The following is an 18,795-nucleotide window of genomic DNA, read 5'->3' on the forward strand; positions in this document are numbered from 1 at the left end:
CGAATCAGGCGCCGGGCGTTGGCCCCGGCCCCATGGACTGGATGAACGCCGGCGTCCCGCCCACGCAGAGGTAGCCGCGGCCGGGGGTCACCGCCACCGGGGCGCGGCGCGGCAGCGTGACGCCGAGCAGCTCCCCGTCGTAGTCGACGTCGGGCTGCAGCAGCACCCCGCAACGGGACTTGCGCAGCGTCTTGGTCCAGTGCGCATACAGGGCCCGCAGGTCAGCTGAGCGGCCCGCGGCGATCACGCAGACCCGCTGCCCGGAGGCCAACAGGTTGGCCAGGGATGCATCGGAATCCTCGAAGCGTTCGGCGTCGTCCACCAGCAACACCACGGGTCCGCGCTCTAGCCGGATCGAGGCCAGCAGCGCCGGCAGGTCCTCCGGTCCCACGGCCACCTTGTCCAGGCCGGCGTTGGCCAGCGGGGAACGCCGGCCGCAGGCGCCCCACACTGCCACCGGCTCCCCGTCGGCGGCGGAGGAGGCGCGGATCGACTCGGCAAGGGCCAGCAACAGCGTCGACTTGCCCGAGCGTGCGGGCCCGGAAATGAGCACGTGTTCGCCCTCGTAGACCTCGAGCAGTCCCGGGGCCAGGTCCTCCTCGCGCAACCCGACCGGGAAGCGCCATGGCTCGCCCTGAAGTTGCGCAGGCATGCCGAGTTCGGCGACGGTCAGCTCCTCGGGCAGCCGGCCGATGGCGGCGGCCTTCGGCGCGGTGCCGGGCCAGCGCGCGGCGACGGATTCCACCGCTGCGGCCAGGTCGGTGCCGGGGGTGGCGATGTGCATCTGCCGCAGCGTCCCGGCATCCACGCAGCGCCCGGGCACCGCAGCCGGGATGTTGCTCCCGCGCACGCCCAGGGCCGAGTAGTCGTAGGGATCGGCCAGCCGGTAGAGCCATTTCTGGATGGTGACCTCGTCGATCGCCGAGGGCACCGCCTTGGCGCGGGTGGTGGCCACGGCGAAGTACAGCCCCAGGGCCGGTCCGTCGGCATAGGCGCGGTTCAGGGCATCCAACAGCCCCTGGCCATCGTAGTCCTGGAATTCGTCGCGCAGCGTGGCCAGCCCGTCGATGAGCACGAGCGTCTCGCGGCGCGAGCCGAGGTCGGCGCGCCGGCGCGCCAGCTCGGTGCGCAGGTGCCGCAGGAAGCGGGCCTGCTGCTCCTTGGCGCCGGGTCCGGTGCCCACGTAGGCGGAGGTGTGCGGCAGCGCCGCCAGCGGGGCCAGGGCGCGGGACCCCAGGTCCAGCACCAGCAGGTCAAGTTCCCGCGGGTCCTTGGCGGCCGCAGCGGCCAGGGCCAGGGACGCCAGCGTGGTGCTGGTGCCGGAACCTGCGATGCCCAGCAATAGCAGGTTGCCCTTGGCCAGGTCCCAGCCGGCGGGGGACTGGCGCTGGGCCTCGGGCTCGTCCTTCAGCGCGACCTCGATGCAGCGCGCGCGCACCGAACCCACCACCGGGATCGTTGAGGCCCGGTGGGCGGGACCGGAGCCGGTGCCGTCGGCGGGGAAGCCGGCCAGCGGGACGCGCTCGCCCAGCGCCACGGGCCAGACCGGCCGAGGCTCCCCGAACCCGGCAGCCCGGTGGGCCTGGTTGATGGCCTCGATGAGCTCGTCCAGGTCGCTGTCCTCGGATTCGGCTCCCGGCGCCGGGGCCCGCGGCGGAACCGCGATGCCAAAGTGCCCGATCTCATCGAGCACCAGTTCGTCGGAGGCTGCCCGCGAGGCGCGCCCGGTGACCAGTGCCGTCTGCACCGGGGTGATCTCGTCCTGCCCCAGCTTGATGTAGGCCCGCCCGGTCTGCGCGCGGGAAATGCCGGCGGCTGCCGGGACGCCGATGACGTTGGAGGAGTCGTCGCGGCTTTGGACGCGCAGGGCCACGCGCAGGTTGGTGTTGGCCAGGATGTCGTCGTTGACCACGCCGGCGGGACGCTGGGTGGCCAGGATCATGTGCACGCCCAGGGTTCGCCCGACCGCGGCGACGGAGACCAGCGAAGAGAGCACCTCGGGGAAGTCCTTGGCCAGCATCGCGAATTCGTCGACCACCAGCAGCAGCCGGGGCATCGGCTCTTCCGGGTTGGTGGCCAGGTAGGCATCGAGGTTGTCGATGTCCTCGCCGGCGGCGGCGAAGATGCGCTGGCGGCGGGCCATCTCAGCCTCGAGGGAGCGCAGGGCCCGGTCGGCCAGCTGCTCGTCGAGGTTGGAGATGGTGCCGATGGTGTGCGGCAGGGCCTCGCAGGCGGCGAACGCGGCGCCCCCCTTGAAGTCGATGAGGATGAAGTTCAGCCGGGTCGCGTCGTTGCGGGCGGCGAGCCCGGCGACCAGGGAGCGCAGGAATTCGCTCTTGCCCGAACCCGTGGTGCCGCCGACCAGCCCGTGTGGTCCGTCCTTGACCAGGTCAAGGGACATCGGCCCGGATTCGGAGGTGCCGATCGGGGCGGAGAAACCCTTGGCCTTGGCCCACTGCGCGCGGATCGACTCGGCGTCGCTGGCCGGCATGCCGACCAGCTCGGGCAGGCGCACCAGGGAGGGCAGCGCGGCCCCGGGGACCACCAGCTCCGGGTCGTCGAAGCGCGCCAGGTCCATGGCGCAGCGTTCCGCGGCCTCAAGGCCGATGCCGGCCAACACCGTGTCGCCCACGTTCGTGAGCTCGCCGAGGTCGTGCACGGATGCCGCGGCGTCGGTTCCCACGGTGATGACGGTGGTGCAGGAGGCGGGCAGCTGCTGCTCGGAGGCGGCGATCACGATGCCCGAGACCCTCGGTCCCTGCGCCGTGCCGCGGCCGCCGAGTCCCGGGACCGAGCGGCCGTGGCCCAGCAGCTCGCGTGCCGGGGCGTCGCGGCCCTCGGTGAGCACCTCGGAATCCAGCACCAGCAGCGTGGTGCCGCCGGTGGACTCCTCGAGCCCATCGCGCAGGGCGCGCAACAGTGCCGCACTGCGCCGGCGCTCATCCGAGAGCCAGCGTTCGGAGGTGCCGGTGCCCAGCCGCCGGGTGTGTGGCAACCAGGAGGCCCAAGACCATTCCTCGTGGCGTCCGCGGTCGCAGAACACGGCGATGGACAAATCTGCGGGCCCCGCGTGCACGGCGGCCTGGGTGAGCAGGGACCTGGCCAGGGCCAAGGCTCCGGCGCGGTCCCCGACGATGCCCACGACGCCGGCGTCGGTGAGGTCCACCAGCACGGGGGCCGCGGGGATCCGGCTGGCCTCCAGTGCCTCGCGCACCAGGCGGTCGGGAACGGGGGCGGATCGGTCATCGAGCCGGGGGGCCCAGGGCACGTCGCCGATCCCTGCGTTAAGGGCCAGGAATCCCGCGGAGCCGGCTCTTCGCTGCCACAGCCCGGTCGTGGGCAGCGCGGCGATGCGCATGGTCGTGGCGGGGTCGGGGATTTCGCTGTGGCGGCGCGTGGCCTGGACCGCCGCCGCGTCGGCGATCTCGGTGGCGAAGTCGGCCAGGGCAGCGGTGAAGCGCTCGTCCTCTTCCTTGAGGTTCTTGGCGCGGCGGTGCTTCTGCTCGAACCACATGCCCACGGCCATGACCGGACTCAGCGCGGCGAACATGGCGAAGCGGGCATCTCCCAGCATCATCACCATGGCTCCGGCCAGCAGCAGCGGGGCCAGCACGGTGATGTAGCTGAACTTGGAGGCCGGGGGGACGTCCTTGCGCACCGGCGGGGACAGCGGATCGGGTTCCGGCGGGTTTCCGGGGCGCGGGGGCCGGTTGAACGGCGCGGTGGCCGCGGGCGTGAGGTTGTGCAGCGACCCGGGTTCCGGGGCGCGGTTCTCCGTGATCTCCGGCCGCAGCAGCACCGTCGTTCCGCCCATGACCAGGGTGGCGCCGGCGGTGACAAGTACGCCGTCCCCATCCACCGCTTCCCCGGCCAGCAGCGTTCCGTTGGTCGAGCCCGAGTCACGGACCCGCACGCCGTCGCCCTCGAGTTCCAGGCTGGCATGGTTCCAGGAGGCGCTTTCGGTCTGCAGGACCAGATCCGCCTGCGGGGAACGGCCGATGAGCAGCGGCCGGTGCGCGGGAAGCGGAATAACCGCACCTGCATCCAGGCCGCCGGATAGGGTGGCGCTCCAGCCGCGCAAGGGCTCGGGGCGGGGGAGGGGTGCCAGCGAAATGGTGCTGCCCTCCAGCAGCAGCAACTCCTCCAACGGGGTATCGGCGGGCACCGCAGCGGCGTCCACGTACAGCGTGGAGCCGGGGGGAGGAGCGGTGCCGCCTGCGGCGGTGACCAGCTGCGCGAGTGTCGTGCCGGGAGCGAAGGTTCCCAGCTCCCGGTCAAGTCGCTGGCCATCCAGCCGGATCAGCACGCGCACCGCGCGCTCCTTTCGTCGTTGGGACGTGGGGTCAGTCGGCGGCGGGGCTCGAGAACCAGGAAGCCGGTCCGCCGCTCCCGGATACCAGCGGGCGCAAGCCCAGGTCCTGGGCCGAGAAGTGCAGCACCGCCGGTTCCCCGTCCATGCTATCGGGCCGGGTGAAGTCCAGTCCGGGGCCGGCGATGCCGTCGGCCGGGCCAAGCTTCAGCGTACCGAGTGCCTTGGCCACCTTGGCCGGATCGCCGCTGCCGGCGGTTGATACCGCCCGCACCAGAGCCACCACGGCGTCGTGGCTGCGCGAATCGGCGGCGTTGGCGACCTCGCTGAAGGGCACGTCGCCGGTGAGGTTCTTGGCTTCCTTGTCCTGGGCGAGGACCCGCAGGCCGGCGAGGAACCCGGACATGGCCCGTCCGGAGGCATCGGGCCGCAGGGCGGCCGCGTCGCCGGCGTCGGGGCCGACGGTGGAGAGCCGTCCGGAGGCGGTGCCGCCGGCCTGGGCCAACCGGGAGGCGAAGGCGGGGCTGGTGGCCCCGGGTGTCAGCACGACCGGGACCGTGACGTTGGCCGATTGCAGGGCATGGACGACCGTTGCCTGTTGCGTCGGGTTGCCCGAGAGCAGCACCGCGTCGGCGGGGTTGGCCACCGGGGCGCGTCCAGGGGTGCCGTCGGCCTTCGCCGGTTCAACCACGCCGGTGCGGCGGGCGACATCTGCAGCGAGCTGCTCGGCATCGGCGCCCGGTTCGAAGGAGATTTTCGCCGCGACGTCCACGGATGCCGGGGCACCGCCGCCGGCGTCGATCAGCAGCGTCCGCTTCGCGCCGGCCAGGGCGGAAGTCAGTGACTTGGACACTTGGGCCTCGGTGGGCGCGGTGCGCCAGGCGGCACCGTCGCCATCGACCTTGTCGGCGTAGTAGGGCAGCAGTACCGGGACCCCGGCGCTGGCGGCGGCCTCGAGGGCTCCGTCCACCTGCTCGCCGTCGGTGGCCACGATGATCCCCGAGACGCCCTCGGAAACCAGTTTCTCCACGGCCTTGCGTGCGCCCTCGGTCGTTCCGCGGTCATCTGCGGTGGACAGGGCGATGGCGGTGCCCGAGAGGGAGAAGCGGTGCGCGGCAACCGCCGCGCCCTGTGCCGCATCCTTCCACGCGGCGCCGGAACTGGACCCGAGCGTCACCACGACACCGAGCTTGGTCTCAGCAGGGACGTTCGCGGCGGACAGCGCCACCGGGACGCTTGCCTCCACAGGGTCGCCCATGGCCGCGTCGGAAGGACGGAACAGGAAGACGGACATCGCGATGATCGCGGCCACGGCCACAAGGGCCACCGCGCCGGAAATCAGGTTCCGGCGCGTCGCGAGACGGCTCACTTGGCACTTCCGAGACGGAAGGCGTACAGCGTCTGCGTCGCGGTGCCCGCCGGCACCTCGAGGCGGAAGGTCGGCAGGGCCGAGACGGCCTCGAGCGAAGCCTTGAACTGTGCCTGGCGCAGCAGGATCCCGGCGACGTCCTCGGCGCGCACGTTGGCGTAGCCCTGGGCGTTCTTGGTGGCCAGGGCCAGCTGGTAGTCGGCCGTGTCGGCCTTCGCCGCGCTGGTGGCCATGGATCCGAGCAGGCCGGACCCGTTCACCTTGCGGTCGCCCAGGTCGAGCATGACCTTGGACAGGCCGGCGGCGAGCAGCTTCGAGGCACCCTCGACATCCCGCGTCGAGGCTCCTGTACTCTGCGCGATGCCCTCGAGCGAGGCAGCGGTCTGCTTGCTGACTGCCTCCGAAAGGCCGGCGTCCTGCTTGGCTAGTTCGGCGTGCTGCTTGTCAACGGTCGTCTTGGCGTTGGCCTCAACGTCGACGGCAGTCGCGGACAGACCCGCAACCGAGCGGTCGAAGGCCTTTACGACTGCGTCGCTGCCTTCGGCGCCTTGGGCGGAGACCACGCGGATCTGGCTGTCGATCAGCGCGGTGATCTCTTCGGTCATGGCGTTCTGGGTGTCCGCGAAGGCCTTCTTGATGCCAGACTCGAGCTCGTCCTGCTGCTTGTCCAAGACCAGCAAGCCCTCGCCGAGTCGATCCCGACTTCCCTGGGCAGCCTCCAGCGTCTTGCGCAGGTTGGCGATGTCGCCCTTGATGCTGCCACCGTTCTTAACCGTGAATTCCAGCTCATCGATGCTCTCGCTGATGGCCTCGAGACTGGCCTCTGCGTCCTTGATGGATTCCTTGAGCGGCTCGCCGTCGACAGGCGCATCGGTCAATGAGGTCACCTTATTCAGTGCCAGGGTCTGCTCCTTGGCACGGTCATCCCAGATCTTGGCCTGCTTGCTTACCCAGGTATCCCAGGCCTCGGCCTGGTCCTCTGCCTGTTTGGCGCGAGCGCCAGCTTGCCTCTCCAGCTCGCTGGCGTGGTCGGTCAAATCCTGGATCTGGTTGGCCAGATCGGCTTTCTGCTCGGCCAGATCGGCTTTCTGCTCGGCCAATTGCTCGTCCAACGGATCGGCGATCAGCCTTAGCTTGCCGCCGGTCCCGTCGTCACAGGGGACGGAAGTCACGTACGCACGAAGTTTCTCGAGGGCCAATTTCTCGGGAATGCGGTCCTCTCCCTCGATCCGGGTGCAAAGGTCCCTGGCCAACGTAGCGGCCTGCTCGTCCATGTCCACAGTCTTCGTTTCCATGGCCGCATTCTGCTTAAGCATGTCCTTGTTCCGCCCGAGCATGGCGCCCAGGGGATTTTCTTCTTCGATCGGTTCGTAGATCCAAGGATTGGTCAGCTTGTGGTCGCCGCCCTTGACCAGCTTCGCGGCGGCCTCGCTGGCGGTACGAATGTCATTGAACCTGGTCTGTTCGGCCAAGACGAAGGAGTCGACGTCTCCATTCAGGTCGGCCAACGGTGTCCCGGCGTCGTCGACAGTGGTCCGGAGCGCCTTGACGGCGTCATCGAAGGCCTTCTCGTCGTTGGCTTTTCCGTTGGATTCGGCCTGGTCCAGTGCGGTGAGCTGGTTGGAAAGCTCATCGATTCCATCCGAAAGGCTTCTGTGGCGTGCCAGCGCGCCAGTGATGATCTCCGGATCCAAAGAGGCAACCAGCTTGTCGCCCTGGTCCACCAACTTCAGCAGGGCGCCGGTCACGGTGATCGACGAAGCGTGGAACGCACAGGTCAGTGATGCGACGGCGCAGTTCTCGGCGTTGGGCTCGGAAGGGCCAACGGTGCTCTGCAGTGCGGTGGCAACTTCGTCGCGGCAACCGGCGGTCGAGCGGGCATAGCCGTCCAGCTGGGCGGACATCAGCACGAGGCTGGAGTAGACCGTCGCGGTTTCGCCTGCGGGTGCAACGATGGCGGCGCAGCCGTTGCCCTTGATCGTTGCCTTTGGCACGCCGACCGAGGTGTCGCCCAGCATGGCGTCGACCGTGTTCACGGTCTGGGAAAGCTGCGCAAGGGTCGTGGTCTCGGCGCCGGTGACAGTGGAATCGAGGTCTGTCTTGAGCGATCCGAGTTGGTCCTTCAAGCCGCCGAGGGTCCCGGCCAAGGAGTCGCTGCTCTCCTTCAGGTGGGCGGCGGTGCTCACGCCCAGGGTCTGTGAGGTGCTCTCCAGGTTGCCGCGCACGTCGGTGATGGTGGAGCCCGCACGGCTCAACACGTCATTCACTTCGGCAATGAGGTCGATGGTGCGCCGCTGCAGGGCGAGCTCGGAGGTGGGGCTGGTGTCGAATGCGGAGGCCAGCACGCCGTCCACCGAGAGGTCAGTGGACATGCCCGGCTGCACGGCCAGGTCGATGCTCGGGGTGGCGAAATCGGTGACGTCTGCGACCAGCCGCAGCGTGGTGCTGGCGCTGGTTGCCGGAGGTGCCAGAAGAGTTGCCCACTGGATGACCGTCTCCCCGTCGGGTGAAGCGCTGACGATGCCGTTGGTCCCGGCCGCGCCGGAACCGGATTCGGCGACGATGGCGCCGGGCGAAACCTCGGGAAGCACCGTCGAGGCGGCAATGGTCATCGGTGCGCCAACGAGTGCAGGTTCGGTGCGGGACTGGCCCGCGACGTCGAATGTCACGTCGTTGGGCGCCACCGTGAGGTTTTCCACGGTCAGGCCGATCTCGATCCGGCCGGTGTAGCCGGCCAGCTCCTCGAGATTGGTGCCGGTCTTCTCCGCGGTGCGGTACTGCGTGCTCACGCGAACGGGAAGGTCGTTGGCGACTTCAACCGGAATATAGGCGGTATCTGCGCTCGAGGAACCGCCGGTGGCGTCGTCCACGGAGATGGCGGTTCCGTTCACCGCCGAGATAGAGCCGTTGGAGGCAAGATCCACGTTAACCGACTGCAGCACCCTCGTGGGGTTGTCGATGGCCTGTGGTGCGTTGGTACACGATGTGGTGAAAGCCAAGGCAGCAACCGTGAGTACCGCGCCCGCGCCACGACGGAGTCGGCGGGTGCGTTTGGTTGTGTCGACATGCTGCTGGCGTGTGCGCGTACTGGCCACTGGGGTCCCTTCGTTTGCAAATTCCTATTGAATAATAGGCGGTACGCCACCGAAATGAATAAACGGACAAGGTGCCCCGCGTTCATATCACCAAGGGGGTCCGGTGCGCGACGAAATCCATTCATGACGTTGATCCCTGGAGTTCATGCCTCGGTTGCTTGGGGTGGGCCATGTCATGTTGATAGAGTTATTCTCGTTCAGGTCTCCAAGTAGCGCGTTTGCGCGGGGACATCACCAGGATTCTTGGAGGATTTCATGTCGCGTGTCCTATCAACGGAGCAGGCAAAGACGGCCATTCAGCAGATTCAGGCGATCATCAACGGTGGCTTCACCGACCAGATCAGCCAGTTGGATGCCCAGGGACGGGTCCTGTCTGACCCGAACGTGTGGGACGGGCCCCTTGCTTCCCAGTTCCGCGGTTCAACGTGGCCGGAGACGAAGGCCGCGCTGGACAAGGCACGCACCGAGCTGGAGCAGCTGCGTGGCCAGCTGAACCAGATCTCGACGAACATCTTCACCGCGGGCGGCGGCAACTAGCCAGTTCTGGGCCTCGCCCCCGCTGGAGCCAGGTCGCTGAAGGAAGAAGCCCGCTAGGAAACCGAACGGCGCCGTCTGGCCACGGAATGGAAGCAACGCCGGGACGAACGCCAAGCAAACTGGATCGACCGGACAGTGGATTGGTGGATCGGTGCCGAGGATCCGCCCGTCGGGCCTCCGGCGCTGGAAGTGAGCATCCAAGCTTCGGCCCCGGTGACCGGGGTGCGACAGACACCCGCCCTGGGCGGAGGCGCCAACGCGGGCGTTTCCGCGGCGCGGCCCAGCGACCTTCGGTCATTCGCCACTGGATCGGCGAACCTCAATAGTGAACTTGCCGGCAAGCCCGCATCATTGCGCAGCCACCTCGCGGACTCAGTGGAGCGTGTTGACATCGCCCGGTAGCGATCCGGGACAGGTCGAGGTGATGATTGGGGACATGCTTCTTTCTCAAGCGTCCTGGGAAACCACGACTCTGGAGAAAACGTTGGCTGCGGTACGGTATTTCCACCGAAAGGGCGGTGTCGATCCCCAAATGACGTGGTTTAGATCGCCGACGATTGCTGATTGGAGGACCTTGGCTTCATGATTTTAGATGAGCGTCGACTGACGCCGGTTGCTCGGGTGGCGGCGCCCACGCCGGGACGTTACGTCCTTGCGTTCGCTGCGGCGTTTGGGGGCCTGGCGATTTCATTCTTGTTTGGTGCGTTTCCGATTCTCGTCGTCCTTTTCTCTGCAGTTGTCCTGCTGCTCTCGTTTCTTTCCGGAGCACGGCAGGAACCCTACCAGCGCATGATGGCCTATCCACTGGTGATCGTTCTTTCCATGGTTTTGTTGATCAATTTCGGGCCGATCACTTGGACGATTGCGGCGCTGGTGGGCTGTGCCGTTCTCGGAATGACCCTCGGGCGTGGACTCCGGGCGGCGAGGCAGGGGACCGAGGTTCTGCCCGATCCTCCGACGGATCCGTTGGCCGTTCCGGGTAGGGCCGTGGCCACTTGGGCGATCGGCAAGGACCGCTTCGAGGAGATCGACCCGGAGGGGGAGAAGCTCGACGAGCTGTTGGCGCATCTCAATGGCAACTTTTCGGCCTTGTCACTTCGGCGGGGGTCGGCGCGGTTGGATGCTGTTGGTTTCGCGCCGGACGCCGTTGAGGTCTATGTGACCGACGATGTCGAGTCCGCGGAGTGGCACACGCTGCTTCCTGCGGGCCAAACGATGTTGGGTGGGCAAGCGACTGCTGTCGGTTCGCCGGATGGTCAGGCGAAAGGCGAGTCGTTGCGCCGAGCGCAGGTGGCTGCGCGCTATTTCGCGGTGACCGGATCGCGTTCGCGCGATGTTGTCTGGTCGGCAAGCCGCCGCGCAGACTGATCGAGGAAGCCTCAGGGATCCAGGATAGATGGGTCAGGCCATCACCGGGTTGCATTCGAAGACACTGAGGCAGGCATGCCATCAGGGGCGTCCGATCGCTTGCCAATAGATTCGGGGGACAGGTGCTAGGGGCACGTTGGTTCATGTTGATGCGTTGATCGGCAAGTCATTCCGCCTACCCGATCATGCCCCAATGCATGACGGTCACTCCTTGGCGGCTTTCGCGTCGTTCGAAACCGTACGGACACCAACGTGAGTAGTCGAAACGGCTGTGTCTGTCTGGCGGTTGTATTTCTCGCCAACACGAGAAATTTATGGGCTCATTACTTGGAACGCGGCATGTCATCTTGTTAGAGTTATTCTCGTTCGAGTCTCCTAGTAGCGCGTTTGCGCGGGGACATCACTAGGATTCTTGGAGGATTTCATGTCGCGTGTCCTATCAACGGAGCAGGCAAAGACGGCCATTCAGCAGATTCAGGCGATCATCAACGGTGGCTTCACCGACCAGATCAGCCAGTTGGATGCCCAGGGACGGGTCCTGTCTGACCCGAATGTCTGGGATGGCCCACTTGCTTCCCAGTTCCGCGGTTCAACGTGGCCGGAGACGAAGGCCGCGCTGGACAAAGCACGCACCGAGCTGGAGCAACTCCGTGGCCAGTTGAACCAGATCTCGACGAACATCTTCACCGCGGGCGGCGGCAACTAGCCAGTTCTGGGCTTCGCCCCCATTGTCGCCGGCCGTGGTGCCGCCGTGGCGGCGGGGGCGTTTCCCATGTTTTTCCGGGGCCATGTGGGCGCCTCGGGTCGAATTTCGGGGACCTTTCGGTCCCGTTGGCTGATGAGGGAGTTCTTGCGTGGCCGATCTAGGCGTCTTTGAGCATGACGTTGTGTTTGACAACGGGACGGCCGATGCGCTGATTTCGGCGTTCAACCTCGCGGCGTCGAACATCGAGTCACAGTCGGGTTCCCGGTCCTCCCTGGTGGCGACGGCGGGAGCCGAGTTCCAGGGGCATTTCTCAAAGCTTTTTGCCGACAACGCCCGCGTCGCGTCCGCTGACGCGACCGAGCTCGCGGCACGTTTGCGCGAGGCTGCCACCGGCGCGAAGTCGCTGAAGGAAGAAGCCCGCAAGGAAAACGAACGGCGCCGGCTGGCCCGCGAATGGAAGCAGCGTCGAGACGAGCGCCAAGAAAACGCCCTCCTGAGGGGCTGGGACATGGTCTTCGGCGAGGAGGATCCGCCCGTGGGGCCCCCGGCCCAGGAAGTGAGCATCCAGGCCTCGGCCCCCGTGACCGGGGCCCGGCAGACACCCGCCCCGGGCGGCGGTTCCAATGCCGGCGTCTCCGCGGCACGCCCCAGCGACCTGCGCTCCTTTGCCACCGGGTCGGCGAACCTCAATGGCGAGCTTTCGGGCAAGCCCGCGGCCTTGCGCAGCCACCTCGCGGACTTTGCCGCTCGCTGCAGCCACGGCTCGCTGAACGCCAATGGGGTAGTCAACGGCTTCGAAAAGTGGCTCGAGGCCAACGACCAGGACGTGGCGTGGGCCCTGACCATCGCCAACGCCTTCGCTGCCGCCGGCGGCGAAGGAAACGTTTCGCGGCTGGCCGACTCGGCGCTCTTGGCTGCCCTCGCCACCCAAGGGGTCGGGGCGACCCGCCAGGACATCGCCATCGACGCGGCATTTGCCCTCGGTGCCGATCCGACGACCGGCTACTCCAACGACCCGGTCAACACCTCCACCGGCAACTTCCTGGAAACCGAGGTGGACCTCGGATTCGCGGGCGCCGCGGCGGCACTGGTGGCCACGCGAACCTACAACTCCCTGGACGAGCGGGTCGGTGCTTTCGGGACCGGTTGGGCCTCGGTGTTCGACACCCGGCTCGAGCTGGAGGACGAAGGCGCATGGATGGTCCTGGCCGATGGACGCCACCTGTGGTTCCCCCGCCTCGGTGAGGGATGGGACCGGGCCGACGGGGAAAGCTCCTGGCTGCATCGCGAAACCCTGAATGACGAGGAGATCGACAAATACGCGGCGGATTCCGTCGAGGTTCTCGTGGTGCGCGACAATGCCGGAGCCCGCTGGGTGTTCACCTCGGCCGGGACCTGGCTGTCCTCGGACACCGGCCCCGGGACTGCGCTGCTGGTGCGCCGGGATGATGATGGCCGCATCGCCGAGCTTGCCCACGAACGCGGCCGTTGGGTGCGCACCGAATTCGCGGGCGATCGGATCGCCGTGCTTATGGCCTCGGACGGGCGCCGCGTGGAGTTCGAGTACGACGAGAACGGGCACCTGATTTCCGCCGCTGGGCCGGGCGGGGTGCGCAGCTATCGCTGGAACGATGCAGGCCTCATCGAGGCTGTCACCGACGCCGCGGGCGTCGAGGAGGCGGTCAACACCTATGACGAGCACGGACGGGTGCTCACCCAGGTCTCCGCCTTCGGCCGCGTGACCCGGTTCGCCTACCTGCCGGGCCGCCTGACGGTGGTGTCCGATGCGGACGGGACGCGTTCGAACGCCTGGATCGCCGATGCCCGGGGCCGCCTGGTGGGCGTCATCGACGCCAACGACGCGCGCCAGTCGATGAGCTATGACCGATATGGCAACCTGGTCTCCGTCACCGAGCGCGACGGTGCCCTCACGGTGCATGCCTACGACCAGCGCGGGCGCAAGGTCCGCACCCGCACCCCGAGCGGTGCCGACATCACCTACGGCTACGACCACGCCGACCGTCCGGTGACCGTGGTGACCGAGTCCGGCGCCCTGGTGACCTACGAATATGCCGACGACTCCTCCCGCAACCCCTCCCTGGTCATCGACCCGGAGGGTGGCCGCACGCAGCTGCACTGGCGCGACGGCCTGCTGGAGAAGATCGTCGACCCGGTCGGCGTTGCCGTGCGCTTTGGCTACGACGGCTTCGGCGACCTGGCCACCATCACCAATTCCTTCGGGAACACCGCGACGCTGGACCGCGATGACGCGGGCCGGGTCACCGAGGCGGTGTCCCCCGGCGGGGCCCGGACCACCTACCTGTATGACGCAAACGGACAGCTGCGCTCCCGCCGGGACGCGGACGGCGCCCTGTGGAAGTTCGAGTACGCCCCGGGCGGAGCCCTGGCCGTGGTCATCGACCCGCTCGGGTCCCGCACCGAGATGCATTACGGTTCCCACGGGCAGCTCACCCAAACCGTCGATCCGCTGGGGCGGGCCGTTACGCGCAGCTTCGACGACCTGGGCAACGTGTCCGGCCTCGAGCTTCCCGACGGCGCCCAATGGAGCTTCGTCCACGATGCGCTGGCCCGCCTGACGCAGGTCACCGACCCCGCGGGGCACGCGTGGTCCCGCGAGTACAACAAGAACGGCGAGCTCACCGCGGTGGTGGACCCCACCGGCGTGCGGCAGCAGATTTCCGCTGACGCGGCCACCGGAACCGTCACCGTCCATGATGCGTTCGAGCGCAGCAGCGTGCGCTGCGACGAGTTCGGCCGCCCCGTGGCCTCCGAGCGCGCGGACGGCAGCACCGAGCTGACCACCTACGATGCGTGCGGACGCCCCGTGGAACTGGTCGACGCCGAGGGAGGTCTCACCCTGCTGCGCCGCGACGCGGCCGGACGGGTCATCGAACACCGTTCCCCGGGCGGGGCCGTCACCCGTTTCGAATTCGACGCCGCCGGGCGGCCGGCAGCAAGCATCGACCCGACCGGTGCGCGCACCACCCTGGAATACGACGCCGAGTCCCGCGTAGTGGCCCGCGTCTTCCCTGGAGGGGAGATCGAGCGCCTGGAATACGACGCCGTCGGCCGAGTCGTTTCCCGTTATACCCCGGGCCGCGGCACCTCGCGCTTCGAATACGACCTGGCCGGACGCATGGTCCGGGCCGTGGATTCCTCCTTCGGCCGACGCAGGTTCCGCTACGATGCGGCGGGGCAACTCATCGAGGCCGTCAACGGACTGGGCGGCAAGACCCGCTTTGAGTACGACTCGCGCGGGCGCCTCACCACCGTCACCGACCCGCTGGGCGCCACCACGCGACGGATTTACAACGAGACAGACCAGGTCGTTGCGGAAACCGATCCGCTGGGCCGGACCACGACGGCGGGCTTTGACCCGGCCGGCCGCCAGCTGTGGCAGTGCGACCCGGAGGGCCGGCGCACCGAATGGAGCTATGATGCAGCCGGGCGGCAGGTCTCCCTCGGCGTCGATGGGCATTCATTGATGCAGATCAACCGGGATGCACGTTCCAGGAGCGTGCGCATCACCGACCACACCCGCGAGGACGGCGTGCAGGTCGAGCAACTCCTGCGCTTCAACCGCCGCGGGCAGCTCATCCAGCGCTTGCGTGACGGGCGCGGCCCGTCATGGGAATACGATGCGGACGGGAACCGCACGGCAATGGTCGACCCGCACGGGACGCGCACCGAGTTCGGCCATGACGCCGCCGGACGCGTGGTGGTTGTGAAGCACCCGGTCTTCGGACGGATTTCTTACGAGCGTGATGCCGCCGGACGCATGGTGGGCGCAGTCGCCAGCAATGCGGTCCAAAACTGGGACTATGCCGAAGGCGTCGTGGTGCGCCACACCACGACAACGGTTGAGGGTGTGACCGAGACCGTCATTCGCCGGGACGGGGACGGGCGTATTGCCGCGATCCTTGCCGATGGCATCGAAACCCGTTTCTCCTATGACGCGGCGTGCCAGCTCGAGCGTTCGGTGCGCGGGGACGGTCTAGTGTCCCAGTGGCGCTATGACCTTTCCGGCCGCCTGGTTAATGAATCCATTGACGGGTTCACCGCCGAGCTTGCCTATGATGCGGCCGGCCAGTTGCGTTCCCGCACGGACGGCGCAGGGACCAGCACATATGCCTACGACGGGTTGGGCCGTCGGATCGAATCAGTGGAGCCCGATGGCTCGGTGCGGTTATTTGAATGGTCCTTGCGCGGTTGGTTGACCGCGGTGACCGCGGACGACTCCTCCGGGGCTCCCTCGCGCAGCGAATTGTGGGTTGACGCCCTCGGCGAGTTGGCGGACGTGGACGGCGCCGAGGTGTGGTGGGATTCGGCGGAGGTCGCTCCCCGGGTGATGTCCGCCGGTGACCAATCGGTGGTGGCACTGCCCGGCGGCGTGACGGCGATAGGCGGCACGGTGCTTTCCGCCGGGTGGCGCAGTGCGCATCCGACGAAGGCAGGCAGCCCGTGGGGGATGGCATCGGACGCGATTCCGGGCCTTCCTTCCGGGCTGGCCGTGGGTGCGTCCGGCGGCTTGCAGGTGGGCGGGATGGATTGGTTCGGCGCCCGGGCCTATGACCCGATGACGCGCGGGTTCCTGTCGGTTGATCCGCTGGATCCGGTGGTGGGTTCCGGTTGGTCCGGAAACCCGTATTCGTATGCCGGGAACGACCCGTTGCATGCGATCGATCCGCTGGGCCTGCGTCCGGTCACCGAGGACGAACTGCGGGCGTACCGGGACGGCAACAACGGTGCGATGGCAGCCGCAGGCGATTGGTTCGCGGACAACTGGGAGTATATCGCGGGTGGTGCTGCGGTGCTTGTCGGTGGTGGGCTGATGATCTTCGGTGGGCCGGTGGGCATGATGGTCGGCGGGGCGCTGGTTTCTGCTGGCGCCCAGACAATCATGGAGAAGGCGCAAAACGGCTCTGTGGATTGGGGCCATGTTGCAGTCGCCGGCGCCTTGGGTGCAGTCGGTGGCGGGGCAGGAGCCCTGGCCACGCGGGCCGCGACAGTGGGATTCGGAGCGACGCGTGTCGCTGCCACCTCGGCCGCGGCGTCAAACACAAGCAAATTCGTGGCTGCTGCCTCAGTAAATGCCGGCGTCAACGGTTCCTTTGGCGCAATCGCTGGCGGGACCTCGGAGCTGATGAAGAACGACTGGAAGATCGAGGACGGGTGGGGATTCGCCGGTTCCATGGCTGGCGGTTTCGTGGCCGGTTCGGCCGGTGGTCTCGCCGGCCCGGCCGGAGGGTCGATCGCGCGATCCTTCGGGCAGACGGCCACGGGTGGCCTGGCCAAGATTTCAACGATCAGTCTTTCCGCTGGTGGTGGCGCCGCAGGGTCGATCACAACGGATCTTGTCGGAGGAAAAGACGTTAACCTCCGCAACGCCGGCGTGAGTGCTCTCTCCGGAGGCATGGCGTCTGCAATTCCGGTGGACAAGATCCCGGGCGTTGGCATGAACGGGGTCAGTACATTAAGGCAAATGCCCAATTTCCACCCCAGAACCCTCGGTGGAGCTTTTGACGTCGCGCGAACCAACACCAATGGGTTGTGGTCGGAAGCCTTTACAAGCAGCTCCGCCGGATTTGGGGTGGATCAATTCACCGAAGGTCTGAAATGATGGTCGATGTGTATATGAATCGTGTAGGTGAATTCAATCGTGGCGCGTAGTTCCTCAAAGAATGCTGATTTCGTCGGAATGGCGATGGCGGCGATCGGCGTCCTGAGTGGTTTCTTGATCCCGGTTATTTGGTGGGACGCCAATATTTCCATCGTCCTCATGGTTTTGTTGGTTGCCTTCGCCGCTGGCGCGGGTACCTTCATGTTCGCCAAAGGCAGGTTGCCAATCCTGCTTTTTTTCGTCGTTTTTTTTGGGGTTCTGCTGTGGTTCCGGAACATCCAAAGCATTCAGGGAGGAACCGGTGGCCTCGGCCTGACTTGGTTCACATGCGTGATTGCCGGAACCATTATTGGCGCCAATTTTCGACCTGACAAAAAGAAGAAGGCGAAGAAACTAGCCTCGGGTGCACTTCTGGTCACCGGGAACGATGGGAGAAAGCTGTTCGAGGAGGAGGCCCCGTCCGCTACTTCCCTCGAAGGCCGCGTACGGTCCTTGGATGGCAAGAAACGGACGCTTGTCAGCGCGATGCGTGGCGGTGCGCGGATGGACTTCTGTGGGGGTGCGGAAGGCGCGATGGTTGTCTATTTCTGTCCCGACACATCGGATGACCGGCTGTGGAGCATGATGACAACGCCAGGGTCCGAGCACGGCCAGACCGAGGTCGCGATCGGGGATTTGAAAGGTTCGTTCGAGAACTGGGAAACGACAACAGTGGAGCGTGCGATTGCCGCTGCGCGCCATTTTGCTTCCACGGGTCAAGCAGATCCGACTCTGACGTGGTATGCCTCAAAGGACGTGTGCGAACGACGACCATTGGCCTCGTGATTCTCGGCCAGCGCCAATTGACGTCGGCTGCCCGGGCGATGGCTCCCACCCCGGACCGATAGGTTCGTGCTGTGGTGTCTGGGCGAACCGCGAGAATACCGGCGGCCCGGCACCCGACGGCTCATGAGTCCTTTGCATTCAATGGCGGACTGGCAGCAGGCTATTGGAGGACGTCGCAGAAAACTATCCGCTCTCGAGCACCGGATTCGTGTCCTGGATGGAGCGGGTTACTGGCCCGGTCAGCCCGACGAATTAGTTTTCAAATCGTGACTAGGCGAAACCCTGTCATTGCCATAGATTGATCTGACACGTGGCGCATGTTCCACGTTGACTGCAGGGCACGGTCCAAGGGGACGTCACGTGGCACCGGATCCTGTTTCCACCGCACCAATCTCTGGGACAGGACTGACATGGCACCTCGAATTCGTATTGCGTTGCTCGGAACCGTGATGGCCTCGGGCCTGATGCTTAGCCCCTTGGTGGCTCAAGCCTTGCCGCAAGAGGAGGGGTCAATCACCGCGACTGAGAACCCCCAGATGGCTGGCGCGACCGATGGAGATAGCGCAGCGGCAGCTGGGAACACCGAATCGGCCCGAGATTCCGTGCAGCAGTCGGGTGATGCTCTCAGTGCGGGGCAGGATGTGCCGGCTGGCGCCCCACAGATCCCGGAAGACGATCCGGGCACGGCAGAAATGATTGCCACGACCGTCTCCCCGGAGGCTGCGGATTCATCGGTCGTCGAAACGCAGGTTCCCGTTCAGGTTGGTAGGGACGATCTGAGCCTGCCGACCGTGGAAGAAGAAACCGCCGTCACGGAGGAACCCGGCCTAGATGAGTCAGTCCTAATTGACGCTTGGAACGAGACAGGGTCCGGGAACTTGTTCCCGGACCCTGTTAATCGCTGGCGGAGAGTGCTAAGTCTCGTATGTGAACCCAAAACTGAAC

Annotated in this window: 10 protein-coding genes; 7 read left to right on the forward strand and 3 right to left on the reverse strand. The window is 66.8% G+C overall.

Translation table 11 applies throughout. The features are described 5' to 3' along the window. Positions 1-4: 4 nt before the first annotated feature. From OIU93_RS13425 to OIU93_RS13435, 3 genes are read right to left on the reverse strand one after another with little or no spacing between them, the layout of a single operon-like run. Positions 5-4,312, reverse strand: coding sequence for an FtsK/SpoIIIE domain-containing protein (locus tag OIU93_RS13425; protein WP_264270574.1), 4,308 nt, complete (start codon positions 4,310-4,312; stop codon positions 5-7). Between the two features lie 31 nt (positions 4,313-4,343). Continuing rightward, entirely contained in the window at positions 4,344-5,678 is a 1,335-nt protein-coding gene (locus OIU93_RS13430) for a hypothetical protein (RefSeq protein WP_264270575.1), read from the reverse strand. Next, positions 5,675-8,677: a hypothetical protein gene (locus tag OIU93_RS13435; RefSeq protein WP_264270576.1), complete on the reverse strand. Its 3,003-nt coding sequence runs from the start codon at positions 8,675-8,677 to the stop codon at positions 5,675-5,677. Before OIU93_RS13435 ends, OIU93_RS13430 begins: the two co-directional genes overlap by 4 nt. A gap of 351 nt (positions 8,678-9,028) precedes the next feature. On the opposite strand from OIU93_RS13435, the gene OIU93_RS13440 reads away from it, so the two are divergent. The 7 genes from OIU93_RS13440 to OIU93_RS13470 form a co-directional block, all read left to right on the forward strand. Next, positions 9,029-9,310 (forward strand): pyrophosphorylase, encoded by a 282-nt coding sequence (locus OIU93_RS13440; protein WP_071214649.1) that lies wholly within the window; start codon positions 9,029-9,031, stop codon positions 9,308-9,310. Positions 9,311-9,445: 135 nt separating this feature from the next. After that, positions 9,446-9,712 carry a hypothetical protein gene (locus tag OIU93_RS13445; protein WP_264270577.1) on the forward strand — a complete coding sequence of 89 codons (267 nt, stop codon included), beginning with the start codon at positions 9,446-9,448 and terminating at the stop codon, positions 9,710-9,712. A gap of 180 nt (positions 9,713-9,892) precedes the next feature. After that, on the forward strand, positions 9,893-10,678 hold the full coding sequence (locus OIU93_RS13450; protein ID WP_264270578.1) for a hypothetical protein: 786 nt from the start codon (positions 9,893-9,895) through the stop codon (positions 10,676-10,678). 412 nt (positions 10,679-11,090) lie between these two features. Then, the gene (locus OIU93_RS13455) at positions 11,091-11,384 is read left to right on the forward strand and encodes a pyrophosphorylase (protein WP_264270579.1); all 294 of its coding nucleotides are present in this window, start codon (positions 11,091-11,093) and stop codon (positions 11,382-11,384) included. Positions 11,385-11,532: 148 nt separating this feature from the next. After that, positions 11,533-17,025, forward strand: coding sequence for a DUF6531 domain-containing protein (locus tag OIU93_RS13460; protein ID WP_264270580.1), 5,493 nt, complete (start codon positions 11,533-11,535; stop codon positions 17,023-17,025). Positions 17,026-17,052: 27 nt separating this feature from the next. After that, positions 17,053-17,850 carry a hypothetical protein gene (locus OIU93_RS13465; protein WP_264270581.1) on the forward strand — a complete coding sequence of 266 codons (798 nt, stop codon included), beginning with the start codon at positions 17,053-17,055 and terminating at the stop codon, positions 17,848-17,850. A 410-nt stretch (positions 17,851-18,260) separates the two neighbouring features. Beyond that, on the forward strand, positions 18,261-18,795 hold a 535-nt coding region (locus OIU93_RS13470; protein WP_264270582.1), incomplete at its 3' end, for a hypothetical protein.

The sequence above is a fragment of the Paeniglutamicibacter sp. ZC-3 genome, from assembly GCF_025847175.2.
GTDB classification, from domain to species: domain Bacteria; phylum Actinomycetota; class Actinomycetes; order Actinomycetales; family Micrococcaceae; genus Paeniglutamicibacter; species Paeniglutamicibacter sulfureus.

What these genes read in the sequence shown, in the direction of transcription:
- OIU93_RS13440 (WP_071214649.1), top strand. Translation starts at nt 9,029, where the DNA reads ATGTCGCGTGTCCTATCAACGGAGCAGGCAAAGACGGCCATTCAGCAG.
- OIU93_RS13450 (WP_264270578.1), top strand. Translation starts at nt 9,893, where the DNA reads ATGATTTTAGATGAGCGTCGACTGACGCCGGTTGCTCGGGTGGCGGCG.